The sequence below is a fragment of the Stenotrophomonas sp. FSL W7-1447 genome, assembly GCF_037966425.1.
Lineage (GTDB): Bacteria > Pseudomonadota > Gammaproteobacteria > Xanthomonadales > Xanthomonadaceae > Stenotrophomonas > Stenotrophomonas pavanii.
In genome coordinates, this window is record NZ_CP150199.1 from 3,476,762 (window position 1) to 3,490,143 (window position 13,382).

Below are 13,382 nucleotides of genomic sequence, written 5' to 3' on the forward strand. Positions count from 1 at the left end.
CGCGGCCCGTCCGCGCGGTCACGGCTGTACCACCGTGATCGTGGTCGGGTTGCTGCGGCCCACCCCACGCAGCTGCGGCCGGTACATGTCCTCCACCAGCGGCGGAGGCACCGAGTAGGTTCCCGGCGTCACCGCGCGTACCAGGTAGAACACGTTGGCCTTGCTGCCACGCGAGAGCTTCAGCGCGGCCACATAGCGGTCATCGCGGAACTCCTCGTGCTTGGTGTCGGCGGCCTCACCACGGTCGCTGATGGTGATGCCATCGACCACCACGTCGGCCCACTGCTTGGCGTCGCCCAGGTTGAAGTTCTCGATTTCCAGGCCCGCCGGCAGCAGGTCGGTCAGCAGCGCATCGGGCATCGTGGTGTCGGCAGTCACCGTGACGCGCACGATCAGCGCTTCGCCTTCCTTCAGCGGCCGCGGCGACCACGGCTTGCCATCGGTGCCGTAGTAGCTGCGCTCGACGCCAAGCACGCTGTTGTCCGGTGCGGGTGCGCTGCGCGGAATGCCGGCCACATCGATGCTGGCGAACATCGGCGGCTGGCCCTGCGGGGTGAAGCGCACGCCGCTGGCCAGTTCGCTGGCGCTGAAGTTGCGGCCGAACAGCTTGCGCTCGCCGATGGCTTCGGTGTTGCCACCGATCACCAGCTCACCGGCCACCAGCGCCTTCTGGTTGGCAGCGAGCGCCTTGCCGAGACGTGCAATCGCCACCTGTTCCTGCGTGCTCAGCCACATCCAGCCGGCGTTGCGGCGCGCATCCAGGCCACGGCCGAGATCGACCGCACGCGCATCCCAGGCCGGCTTGGCCAGCTTGTTCTCGTGGGTCAGCGCGATCATCAGCGCGTCATCGCGGATGGCGCTGCCATAGTCGCCGAAGTACGACGGCCGCTCGCTGCTGGACTTGGCAAAGGCCGCCGCCAGCGCGACCTGGCCACGCTTGGCATCACCCTGCAGCGACAGCGCCACGCCCAGGTGGACCAGCGACAGGCCGCCGACCGCCTTGCTGCGCTCGTTGTCGTACAGCGTGCGCAGGGTACCCAGCGGCGCACGGTTGACCCGGGCCAGCACGTAGCCCGAATACGCCTGGTTGGCGAACTTCAGCTTCTCTCGGTCGTCCTGGCCATAGAACTGGTTGCCACCGGACAGCAGATCCTCGCTGAGCCGGTTCAGCGCCTTCTGCAGCACGTTGTCGGGCACCGCGAAACCGGCATCCTTGGCGTCGAGCAGGAACTCGGTGATGTACGGGGTCAGCCACGGGTTCACGTAGCCGTCGTCACCCCACATCGAGAAGTTGCCATTGGCCACCTGCATCGACGCCAGGCGACCGAACGCACCCTCCATGCGCTCGCGGCGGGTCTTGGCATCCAGCCCGTCGGCGCCGAGCATCGACGAGGTGGCCTGGTCCAGGATCAGCGCGGCATAGCCCTTGCTGGTGGTCTGCTCGGCACAGCCATACGGATAGTTCAGCGCGCCCTGCAGCGCACTGGCGAACGGGATCGGTGGCAGCGGGCTGACCAGCAGGCGCGCATTCACCGATTCGGCCATCAGGCCATCGGTCAGGCTGTTGTCGAGGCTGACCGCGGCCAGCGGATCCAGCGTACGCACCTGCGAACGCAGCACCTGCGGCCAGGCCGCACGCACCGGCAGGTCATAACGGCGATCGGCCTTGAAGCCGTTGCCGTCCACCCGCACCCGCACCTTGGCCACGCTGTGGCCCTCGCGTGCCGACAGCGGGAAGCTCAGCGTGGTCTTGGCATCGGCATTCAACTGCACGCTGCGGCTGCCCTCGCCCAGGTTCAGCGGACCTTCGGTATCCACCTTCACGTTGAACTGGCCCGGCTTGCCGGTGAAGTTCTGCACATCCAGGGTCACGGTGCTGCGGTCACCCGGGGCGAGCACCCGCGGCATGCTGGCCTCGGCCAGGATCGGCGCGCGCACCACGGTCTCCACGTCACGCTTGCCGTACTGGTCATCGCTGTAGACCAGTGCCGACACGCGCAGGGTGCCGTTGAAGTCCGGCACCTTCAGGCGGATGCGGGCATTGCCCTTGGCATCCAGCTGCACTGGGCCGGAGAACAGGTCCACGGTCTGTACGCGCGCGGTCGGGCGCTTGGCCTGCGGCAGCGCCTGCAAGGCCATGTCGCCGCCGAACTTGAGCTTGCCACTGCCGCCGTCGAAGCTCTCGATCACCCGGCTGTAGATGTCATAGGCGTCGATGCCGAGACGGCGCTGGGCGAAGAAGTGCGCGCCGGCATCGGGCACCGGGAAGCGGGTGATGTTGAGGATGCCCACGTCCACCGCCGAGACGGTGACATGCGCCGTCTTGCCGGCCAGCTGCGGCGCGCTGACCGTCACCGGCAGGTCCTGCTCCGGGCGCATCTGCTTGGGCGCGACCAGGCCGACGGCCACGGTGCGGCCCTTGCGGTCCATCGGCACGTGCACCACGGCCACGGCACGGGCCGGGGTGATCTTGCTCGGCGCACTGCCGCCACGGAACACCAGCGCGGTGATGTAGACGTCGTGCCGCTCCCAGTCGGCGGTGACCGGGATCTTGAAGGTCGAACCCGGCTTGGCGTCGATGTCCTGCACGTACAGCATGCGGTCGGTCTCGACCATCAGGATGCCCTTGCCGGCATGCGGCGGGGTCACCGTCACTTCCAGGGTGTCCCCGGCCTTGTAGCCGGTCTTGTCCAGGCCCAGCTTGATCTTGTCCGGGCGCGCGTCCAGGCCACGGTTGTCATCGCCCCAGCTCCAGCCGGCGCGGAACGGGTAGCGGCTGGTCAGGCCGGTGGACGGATCGAACACGTCCACCCGGTACTCGCCCCACTCCACCGGGAAATCGAAGGCGACCGCACTGCTTCCAGCATCGACGGTGCGCGTTTCCTTGTTCTCGAAACGGCGGGTGAAATCGTAATCCCAGCGGTTGTCGTTGAAGGTCCAGTGGTAGTCGCGCAGTTCCCGCACCAGGGTGATCTTCAGGCCCTTGGCTGGCTGCGGTGTGCCGGCGGCATCCACGCGCATCAGTTCGAAGCGTGCGTTGCCGTTGGAATCAGCACCATCGTCGGGGTTGAACAGCGGCCGCACGCCGACCAGCGCGTTGGCCGGCCACATCACCCGCTTCAGGGTACGGGTGACCGTGCGCCCGCCTGTTTCATACAGGCTGCCGGACAGCACCACGGCGATCGGTGCCTTGGCCTTGGCCGCCTCTTCCGGCAGCGCCACGTCCTCACGCAGCTGGCCGTTGGCCGGCAGCGTGGCATCGATCACGTCCTTGGCCTCGCGAGGCAGCTGCAGGGTCGGGTCACCGAAGAAATAGCCCGGCAGGCCCTCCACCGGCTGCTGTTCGGCGGCCACCGCCATGCGCGCGGTAAAGCGGTTGCCGTCGGCCGGCGCACCGTACAGATAGGCGCCGTTGGCCTGCAGGCGCAGGTCCTCGCCCGGCTTCAGCGTCTTCTGCGCGCTGTCCAGATCCAGCTTCATGCGCTCGGGCAGGAACTCCTCGATGCGCAGGGTCATGCCCTGGATCGCTTCCTTGCTGGCCGGGTCGGTGCGGAACTCGACCTGCCAGCGCCCGGTCGGCGCCTCGGCCGGGATGACCTGCTCGAAACTGATGTAGCCCTGCTCGCCCGGCTGCAGGCGGGTCTCACGGAAGGTCTTGCCGTCGGGCTGTTTCAGGCGCAGGAACACCGGCTGCGCCTTGACCGGCTTGCCATCGTTGTCACGCAGCAGCGCGGACAGGCGCACGGTCTCGCCCGGGCGGTACAGGTCGCGGCCGGACCAGGCGTAGACGTCGAACCAGGCGTTGTCACGACCGGCCACGGCGAATTCGCTCAGGTCCAGCGCCGGCTGGTTGAACGGCAGGAAGCTGGTGTCCTTGCCGCTGCTGGCGACCAGCACGTGGGTGGCATCCAGGGTGTAGTTCAGCAGCGCATTGCCATTGCCGTCGGTGCTGCCCTTCAGCACCACCTCGCCCTTGGCGTCGAGCACGCGCAGGTCGATGCCCTTCAGCGGCGCGCCGTCCTTCAGGCCGGCGGTGTGCACGAACAGCTTGTCCTTGTAGGCACGGGTATGCAGGCCGATGTCGCTGACCGAGAAGAACGCGGTATCGAACTCGCCTTCGTAGTCACCGGTGCGCTTGAGCAGGGCGAAGTACAGGCCCGGCTCCTGCAGTTCCTTGATGTCCTGGGTCGGCAGGTAGGTCAGCACCCGCTCGTTCTTCTTGCCGCCCAGGATGAAGCGGTTGACGTAGACCGGCTCGGCCAGCTTGTTGATCGGGCTGCGCTCGTAGTCGCTGCTCAGCTCCCAGCTGCCGCGGCGACCGCCGCGCTGGTACTGGCTGAAGAAGGTCGGCAGGTCCTTCTCGCGCACGCGCAGGAACTCGACGTCGACCTCCGGCACGTTCACCGAAACCACCGGCAGGCCACGGCTATCCTTGGCCGGCAGCACGCTGCCCTGCGAGGCGAAGCCGACCACCGGCTTCAGCTCGCCGCTGAAGACCTTCTGCTTCAGTTCCTTGCCCAGCCGGCTGCCGTCGGCGGCCAGCAGGTCCGGCGACACCACCAGGCTGAACTCCTTGCCGGCCTCGACGAACGGGTAGCGCAGGGTCAGGCCGTCATCGGACAGGGTCCAGCTGCTGTCGTCGGTGCCGACCTTCTCCTCGAAGCGCACCAGCGTGTCGAAATCCTGGGTGCCGACCAGGGGGCGCGAGAACTCCAGCGCCAGCGACAGGCCGTCATTCTTCTGGTCCGGGTAGGCGCGCAGCAGGGTGAACTCCTTCACCTGCTCGGCCTTGGTGGTGATGGCCTCGCCACTGGCCTTGGGCAGCTGCCCGCTGTCATTGCGACAGCCGGCCAGGCCCAGCAACAGGCCTCCTGCCAGTACGGCCGCCGCCCATCCCCACCGCTTCCGCCGTGCCGGACCGCTCATGTCGTCACTCCTTGATCGAGGCGGCCATTATAGGCAGGCCACGTCAAGGTGTTGACGCGAATTCGGCAATCGCCCCAGTGCGGGCAGTGCCGGCGCTGGCCGGCATGGCAGGTTGGATGGAATTGCCGGCCAGCGGCCGGCACTACCGATCGCCCTACCCCGGCAGGTACAGGTCCACGTAGTCGGTCACCGGCATTGCCGCCAGGGCCACCGGGTCCAGCGATGCGGCCAGGATGCGCTGCTGCTGGCTGGTCGGGAAGCGGTGGGCCAAGTGCCGGCGGAATTTGTCCATCAGCAGTGGAATGCCCTCCTCACGTCGGCGCGCGTGGCCCAGCGGGTATTCCACCAGTACCTCGGGCAGCTCGGTGCCATCGATGAAGCGCACTGTCAGGCCGTTGGCGATGCTGCGCTTGCCCGGGTCCAGGTAATCGGCGCTGAGCTGCGGGTCCTCATGGCAGGCCATCTTCGCGCGCAGCGCGTCGATGCGCGGGTCGGCCGCGACGTCATCCTCGTAGTCCTCGGCCACAAGCCGCCCGTGCAGCAGTGCGATGGCGACCATGTACTGCACGCAGTGGTCGCGGTCGGCCGGATTATGCAGCGGTCCCTGCTTGTCGATGATGCGGATGCAGGCTTCCTGGGTCCGGATGGCGATATGCGCGATGTCCTCGACCCGTCGCCCCATCGCGCGCAGCTGCTGGTGCAGCGTGATCGCCGCCTCCACCGCCGTCTGGCCGTGGAACTCGGCCGGGAAGCTGATCTTGAACAGCACGTTCTCCATCACATAGCTGCCCAGCGGTCGCCCCAGCATCAGGGCCCTGCCGTGCATCGATACCGCTTCAAAGCCCCAGGTCGGCGCACTCAGCACGCTGGGGTAACCCATCTCGCCGCTGGCCGCCATCAGCGCCAGTCGCACGCCACGACTGGTCGCATCGCCGGCCGCCCAGCTCTTGCGCGAGCCGGTGTTGGGCGCATGCCGGTAGGTGCGCAGCGCCTGGCCATCTACCCAGGCCAGCGACAGTGCATTGAGCATGTGTTCGCGGTCGAGCCCAAGCAACTGCGCGACCACCGCGGTGGTGGCGACCTTGACCAGCACCACATGGTCCAGCCCGACGCGGTTGAAGGAGTTCTGTAGGGCCAGCACGCCCTGGATCTCGTGCGCCTTGATCATCGCCAACAGCACGTCGTGCACCGTGGGCACCGGGCGGCGCAGGGCCTGCGCGTTGCGCCCCAGCCAGTCGCAGACGGCGAGGATGCCGCCCAGGTTGTCCGAGGGGTGACCCCATTCCGCGGCCAGCCAGGTGTCGTTGAAATCCAGCCAGCGCACCATCGCGCCAAGGTTGAAAGCCGCCTGCACGGGGTCCAGCACGTAATGCGTACCCGGCACGCGCGCACCGTTGACCACGCTGATGCCCGGCACCAGGGGGCCGAGCAGCTTGCTGCAGGCCGGGAAGGACAGTGCTTCCAGGCCGCAGCCGAGCGTGTCGAGCAGGCAGTGGTGCGCGGTCTGGAACGCCAGCGGCGAGTCGATGCGCGCGTCGCGTACGTAATCGACGATGTCCACCAGCAGCGCGTCCCACGCTGCACGCTCGTTGGATCGGGTGTGGCTGTCGGACATCGTGGCCCTCCTCGTGGGAGTGCACGGTTGCCCGTGCACCATGCCAACCCCGGTTGGCGGTTACCCGAGCATCACTCGGCCGGCACCCGCACCTTGCCCTCCATCAGCACGCGGGCGCTGCGGCTCATGATGGCCTTGGTCACTGTCCACTGGCCGTCAACGAGACCGGCCTGCGCACCCACGCGCAACGTGCCGGAGGGATGGCCGAAGGTCACCGCTTCGCGTTGTCCACCACCGGCCGCGCGATTGACCAGCGTGCCCGGGATCGCCGCTGCGGTACCGATTGCAACCGCGGCAGTGCCCATCATCGCGTGGTGCAGCTTGCCCATCGACAGCGCCCGCGCGTGCAGGTCGATGGCCGAGGCCGGGATGGCCTTGCCACTGGACGACACGTAGTCCTGTGCCGGCGCCACGAAGGCCACCTTCGGCGTGTGCTGGCGGGTCGCGGCGTCTTCCAGTTTCGGGATGAGGCCCATGCGCAGCGCACCGCAAGCACGAATGGCCTCGAATTTCTGCAGCGCCGCCTTGTCTTCGTTGATGGCAGGCTGCAGCTCGGTGCCGGTGTAGCCCAGGTCGGCCGCATTGAGGAAGATGGTCGGGATGCCGGCGGTGATCATGGTCACCTCGAAACGACCCACGCCCGGCACGTCCAGGGTGTCGACCAGGTTGCCGGTCGGGAACATCGCGCCCGCATCGCCGTCATCGGACGGATCGATGAATTCCAGCTGGATCTCAGCGGCCGGGAAGGTCACGCCATCCAGCTCGAAATCGCCGATCTCCTGCACTTCGCCGTCGCGCATCGGCACGTGGGCGATGATGGTCTTGCCGATGTTGGCCTGCCAGATGCGCACGGTGCACAGGCCATCGCGCGGCACGCGGGCCGGATCGATCAGCCCGTTGGCGATCGCGAACGGCCCCACTGCCGTGCTGAGGTTGCCGCAGTTGCCGCTCCAGTCGACGAAGGCGGTGTCGATCGAGACCTGGCCGTACAGGTAGTCGACGTCGTGGTCGGGCACCGAAGCGGCGGAGAGGATCACGCACTTGCTGGTGCTGGACGTTGCACCGCCCATGCCGTCGGTCTGCTTGCCATACGGATCGGGCGAACCGATCACGCGCATCAGCAGCGCATCGCGTGCGGCGCCCGGCACCTGCGCGGCCTCGGGCAGGTCCTGCAGGCGGAAGAACACGCCCTTGCTGGTGCCACCGCGCATGTAGGTGGCGGGAATACGGAGTTGCGGGAGGAAGGTCATCGTCGAATCCACGCGTTTGAATTTCAGGAAATGTCTTGCGTCAGCGCGTCAAGACCACGATCAACGCACCACACACGCATGATGTCCACACGGTCCGGTCGATCGAGGTAATAAACGAGGTAGCGTTCGAAGCCCGGAACCAGCATGAAGCGCAACGGCACCGGCAGCTGTGCTGCGAGGTCGGCGTGCCGGGTGGAACCCGAGCCAGGAAACACCGCGATGCGTTGAAGCGTGGCTTCCAACTCGGCGAGAAAGCGCCGACCCAGTACCAGCCCACCCTGCCGTGCGAACCACAGCGCGGCATCGGCTGCGTCGGCTTCGGCCTTGGGCCGCCATTCAATCGCCTTCACGCTCCATCCTTTCGGTCAGTTCGCGACGCATGCGCTCGAATGTGTCGGCCGTCACCGGGACGCCAGGCCCAGAAGCCAGCCCCTCGGCTATCAACTGCTTGAGCAGCTCTTCCGCCTTGCTGCGCTGGCGCTGGCGGATCAGGTCACGCACGTAGTCCGACGTACTGGAGTAGCCGCCTTCACGCACTTCCTCGTCCACGAACTGCTTGAGCGGGTCGGTCAGCGAAATGTTCATGGTGGCCATGAGACTCTCCATTGGCAGTTTTTGCCAAGCCAGTGTGCGCCCTGCCCGGGTGTCGGACAAGCCCGCCCCCGGCCTCCGGGGGCAGGCATTCAGGCCGGTATCACGCCACCTTGGCGCCTTCCAGGAAGTCCTGGGCGAAGCGCTGCAGCACGCCACCGGCTTCGTAGATCGCCACTTCCTCGTCGCTGTCCAGGCGGCAGGTCACTGGCACGATCACGTCCTGGCCGTCTCGGCGGTGGATGACCAGGGTCAGGTCGGCGCGCGGGGTGCGCTCGCCGATCACGTCGAAGGTCTCGGTACCGTCGATGCCCAGGGTCAGGCGGGTGGTGCCCGGCTTGAACTCCAGCGGCAGCACGCCCATGCCGATCAGGTTGGTGCGGTGGATGCGTTCGAAGCCTTCGGCCACGATCGCTTCCACACCGGCCAGGCGCACGCCCTTGGCGGCCCAGTCACGCGAGCTGCCCTGGCCGTAGTCGGCACCGGCGATGATGATCAGCGGCTGCTTGCGGTCCATGTAGGTCTCGATCGCTTCCCACATGCGCATTACCTTGCCTTCCGGCTCCACCCGCGCCAGCGAGCCCTGTTTCACGCTGCCGTCGTCGTTGCGCACCATCTCGTTGAACAGCTTCGGGTTGGCGAAGGTGGCGCGCTGCGCGGTCAGGTGGTCGCCACGGTGGGTCGCGTAGGAATTGAAGTCCTCTTCCGGCAGGCCCATTTTCGCCAGGTATTCGCCGGCCGCACTGGATGCCAGGATCGCGTTGGACGGCGACAGGTGGTCGGTGGTGATGTTGTCCGGCAGCACTGCCAGCGCGCGCATGCCCGACAGCGTGCGCTCCCCGGCCAGCGCGCCTTCCCAGTAGGGCGGGCGGCGGATGTAGGTGCTCTGCGGGCGCCAGTCGTACAGCGGGCTGACCGCCGCACCGTGCTCCACGCGCACGTTGAACATCGGGTTGTACACCTTGCGGAACTGCTCCGGCTTCACCGCGGCCTTCACCACCGCGTCGATCTCGGCATCGCTCGGCCAGATGTCCTTCAGGCGCACCTCATTGCCGTCGGCGTCCACGCCCAGCACGTCCTTCTCGATGTCGAAACGCACGGTGCCGGCGATGGCATAGGCGATCACCAGCGGCGGCGACGCCAGGAAGGCCTGCTTCGCATAAGGGTGGATGCGGCCGTCGAAATTACGGTTGCCCGACAGCACGGCCGTGGAATACAGGTCACGGTCGATGATCTCCTGCTGGATCGCTGGATCCAGCGCGCCACTCATGCCGTTGCAGGTGGTGCAGGCGAACGCCACGATGCCGAAGCCGAGCTTCTCCAGGTCGGGCAACAGGCCGGCTTCCTCCAGGTACAGTTGCACCGCCTTCGAGCCCGGCGCCAGCGACGACTTCACCCACGGCTTGCGCAGCAGGCCACGTTCATTGGCCTTGCGTGCCAGCAGGCCGGCGGCGATCACGTTGCGCGGGTTGGAGGTGTTGGTGCAGCTGGTGATGGCGGCGATGATCACCGCGCCATCCGGCATCAGGCCCTGGGCCTGCTCGGCCTTGCCCGCTGCCAGCTTGGCTTCGTCGGCGATGCCGCGCTCGGCCAGCTCGGCGGTGGCCACGCGCTTGTGCGGATTCGAGGGGCCGGCCATGTTGCGCACCACGCTGGACAGGTCGAAGCGCAGCACGCGCTCGTACTGCGCGGTGGCCAGCGCGTCGGCCCACAGGCCGGTGGTGCGCGCGTAATTCTCGACCAGCGCCACCTGCGACTCCTCGCGGCCGGTCAAGCGCAGGTAGTCGATAGTCTGCCCGTCGATATAGAACATCGCGGCGGTGGCGCCGTATTCGGGGCACATGTTGGAGATGGTGGCGCGGTCACCGATGGTCAGTGCCGACGCTCCCTCGCCGAAGAACTCAAGATACGCACCGACCACGCGTTGCTTGCGCAGGAATTCGGTCAGTGCCAGCACCACGTCGGTGGCGGTGATGCCCGGCTGCGGCCTGCCGGTCAGCTCGACGCCGACGATATCCGGCAGGCGCATCCACGACGCGCGGCCCAGCATTACGTTCTCCGCTTCCAGGCCGCCAACACCGATCGCGATCACGCCCAGCGCGTCCACGTGCGGGGTGTGGCTGTCGGTGCCCACGCAGGTATCCGGGAAGGCCACGCCATCCTGCACGTAGATCACCGGCGACATCTTCTCCAGGTTGATCTGGTGCATGATGCCGTTGCCCGGCGGAATGACGTCCACGTTCTGGAACGCCTGCTTGGTCCAGTCGATGAAGTGGAAACGGTCTTCGTTGCGGCGATCCTCGATGGCGCGGTTCTTCTCGAACGCCTGCGGATCGTAGCCACCGCACTCCACCGCCAGCGAGTGATCGACGATCAACTGCACCGGCACCACCGGATTGACCTTGGCCGGGTCGCCGCCCTTGTCGGCGATTGCATCACGCAGGCCGGCCAGGTCCACCAGCGCGGTCTGGCCGAGGATGTCGTGGCACACCACGCGTGCCGGGAACCACGGGAAGTCGAGGTCGCGACGGCGCTCGATCAGCTGCTTCAGCGAATCGCCGAGCGTGGCCGGATCGCAGCGGCGCACCAGGTTCTCGGCCAGCACGCGCGTGGTGTACGGCAGGGTGGCGTAGGCGCCGGGCTGGATCGCATCGACCGCGGCGCGCGCGTCGAAATAATCCAGCGCGCTGCCGGGGAGGTTCTTGCGGTAATCGGTATTCATGGGCTGGCGGAGTACTTGGGGCGGGCCGGGTGCCGGCGGAGCGGCGGCGAGAGCATCCGGCCGGCACGCGGCCGGCCGGATGGGGACAGCAGGGGGATCAGACGCGCTTGTCGATGGCGACGAAGTCGCGGTCTTCCGGGCCGATGTAGTTGGCGCTCGGGCGGATGATCTTGCCGTCGATGCGCTGCTCGATGATGTGCGCGCTCCAGCCGGCGGTGCGCGCGATCACGAACAGCGGGGTGAACATCGCGGTCGGCACGCCCATCATGTGGTAGCTGACCGCACTGAACCAGTCCAGGTTCGGGAACATCTTCTTGATGTCCCACATCACCGATTCCAGGCGCTCGGCGATGTCGTACATCTTCATGCTCGACTGTTCTTCGGACAGCTCGCGGGCCACGTCCTTGATCACCTTGTTGCGCGGATCGGAGACGGTATAGACCGGGTGGCCGAAACCGATCACCACTTCCTTGCGCTCGACGCGCGCCTTGATGTCTTCCTCGGCCTCATCCGGGTTGTCGTAGCGCTTCTGCACTTCGAACGCCACTTCGTTGGCGCCGCCATGCTTCGGGCCACGCAGCGCCCCGATGCCACCGCAGATCGCGCTGTACATGTCGCTGCCGGTACCGGCGATGACACGGCAGGTGAACGTCGAGGCGTTGAACTCGTGCTCGGCATACAGGATCAGCGAGGTGTGCATCGCCTTCACCCACGAATCCTGCGGCTTTTCGCCATGCAGCAGGTGCAGGAAGTGGCCGCCGATCGAATCATCGTCGGTTTCCACGTCGATGGCGCGGCCGTTGTGGCTCCAGTGGTACCAGTACAGCAGCATCGAACCGAGGCAGGCCATCAGCTTGTCGGCGATGTCACGCGCGCCCGGGTGGTTGTGGTCGTCCTTCTCCGGTGCCACGCAGCCGAGCACGGACACGCCGGTGCGCATCACGTCCATCGGATGCGCCGACGGCGGCAGCTCTTCCAGCGCGGCCTTCACCGCGGCGGGGATGCCACGCAGCGACTTCAGCTTGGCCTTGTACGAAACCAGCTCGGCGCGGGTCGGCAGCTTGCCGTGCACCAGCAGGTAGGCGATTTCCTCGAACTCGCTGGTGTTGGCCAGGTCCAGAATGTCATAGCCGCGGTAGTGCAGGTCGTTGCCGCTGCGGCCCACGCTGCACAGCGCGGTGTTGCCGGCCGCGGTGCCGGACAGGGCGACGGACTTCTTCGGCTTGAAGGTCGGGGTTGCGGTCGTATCGTTCATGTTTCCCTCCGAAACTTGATGGTGCAGGGTACTGCTTATTTCTTGGCGGCGAACAGCGCATCGAGCTGCTGCTCGAAGGCGTGGTAGCCGATGCGGTCGTACAGCTCTTCGCGGGTCTGCATGGTCTCCACCACGTTGCGCTGGTGGCCATCGCGGCGCACTGCCTGGTAGACGTTCTCGGCCGCCTTGTTGGCCGCGCGGAACGCCGACAGCGGGAACAGCTGGATGGCGACGCCGGCCGAGGCCAGTTCATCGCGGCTGAACAGCGGGGTGGCACCGAATTCGGTGATGTTGGCCAGCACCGGCACCTTCACCGCGTCCACGAAGCGGCGGTAGGTGTCCAGATCGTAGGCGGCCTCGGCGAAGATGCCGTCGGCACCGGCCTCGACGCAGGCGATGGCGCGCTCGATCGCCTTGTCCACGCCGTCCACCTGGATGGCATCGGTACGCGCGATCAGGAAGAAGTCCGGATCGGTCTTGGCATCGGCAGCGGCCTTCACACGGTCGACCATTTCACCCTGCGAGACGATCTCCTTGCCCGGACGGTGGCCGCAACGCTTGGCACCGACCTGGTCCTCGATGTGGCAGGCGGCCGCACCGGCCTTGATCAGCGACTTCACGGTGCGCGCGATGTTGAACGCGCTCGGGCCAAAGCCGGTATCGATGTCGACCATCAACGGCAGGTCGCAGACATCGGTGATGCGGCGCACGTCCACCAGCACGTCTTCCAGCGTATTGATGCCGAGGTCCGGCAGGCCCAGCGAGCCTGCCGCAACCCCGCCACCGGACAGGTAGATGGCGCGGAATCCGGCGCGCTTGGCCAGCAGGGCATGGTTGGCGTTGATGGCGCCGATCACCTGCAGCGGCGATTCGGCAGCCAGCGCCTCACGGAAGCGGGCACCGGCAGAGAAAGGGGCGGAAGCGGTCATGCGGCAATCCAGGTTGAAGTCCGGAAACGAGGGCGCAAGCACCGTGCCAAGCTGCAAGCTCTTGATTTCACGGGCGTGACGGGTCGACCAAAGT

8 protein-coding genes are annotated in these 13,382 nt (G+C 67.0%); all 8 read right to left on the reverse strand.

Features of this window, described 5'->3' with window-relative positions:
- Positions 1 to 18: 18 nt before the first annotated feature.
- Complete coding sequence (locus tag NSQ78_RS16305) at positions 19 to 4,926, reverse strand: alpha-2-macroglobulin (RefSeq protein ID WP_339206806.1); 4,908 nt, start codon at positions 4,924 to 4,926, stop codon at positions 19 to 21.
- 154 nt (positions 4,927 to 5,080) lie between these two features.
- Positions 5,081 to 6,541 (reverse strand): bifunctional 2-methylcitrate dehydratase/aconitate hydratase, encoded by a 1,461-nt coding sequence (locus tag NSQ78_RS16310; RefSeq protein ID WP_064239009.1) that lies wholly within the window; start codon positions 6,539 to 6,541, stop codon positions 5,081 to 5,083.
- Between the two features lie 71 nt (positions 6,542 to 6,612).
- A complete protein-coding gene (prpF, locus tag NSQ78_RS16315; RefSeq protein ID WP_064239010.1) occupies positions 6,613 to 7,791 on the reverse strand; it encodes a 2-methylaconitate cis-trans isomerase PrpF in 1,179 nt (392 codons plus the stop codon).
- A 23-nt stretch (positions 7,792 to 7,814) separates the two neighbouring features.
- Positions 7,815 to 8,141, reverse strand: a complete 327-nt coding sequence (locus NSQ78_RS16320) for a type II toxin-antitoxin system RelE/ParE family toxin (protein ID WP_064239011.1) — start codon at positions 8,139 to 8,141, stop codon at positions 7,815 to 7,817.
- On the reverse strand, positions 8,128 to 8,385 hold the full coding sequence (locus NSQ78_RS16325) for a type II toxin-antitoxin system ParD family antitoxin (RefSeq protein WP_019338677.1): 258 nt from the start codon (positions 8,383 to 8,385) through the stop codon (positions 8,128 to 8,130). The genes NSQ78_RS16320 and NSQ78_RS16325 overlap by 14 nt, the downstream gene beginning before the upstream one ends.
- A 100-nt stretch (positions 8,386 to 8,485) precedes the next feature.
- Positions 8,486 to 11,104, reverse strand: coding sequence for a Fe/S-dependent 2-methylisocitrate dehydratase AcnD (gene acnD / locus NSQ78_RS16330; RefSeq protein WP_064239012.1), 2,619 nt, complete (start codon positions 11,102 to 11,104; stop codon positions 8,486 to 8,488).
- Between the two features lie 97 nt (positions 11,105 to 11,201).
- The gene (gene prpC / locus NSQ78_RS16335) at positions 11,202 to 12,359 is read right to left on the reverse strand and encodes a 2-methylcitrate synthase (RefSeq protein WP_005418357.1); all 1,158 of its coding nucleotides are present in this window, start codon (positions 12,357 to 12,359) and stop codon (positions 11,202 to 11,204) included.
- 35 nt (positions 12,360 to 12,394) lie between these two features.
- Positions 12,395 to 13,288, reverse strand: a complete 894-nt coding sequence (prpB, locus tag NSQ78_RS16340; protein ID WP_005418360.1) for a methylisocitrate lyase — start codon at positions 13,286 to 13,288, stop codon at positions 12,395 to 12,397.
- Positions 13,289 to 13,382 lie beyond the last annotated feature (94 nt).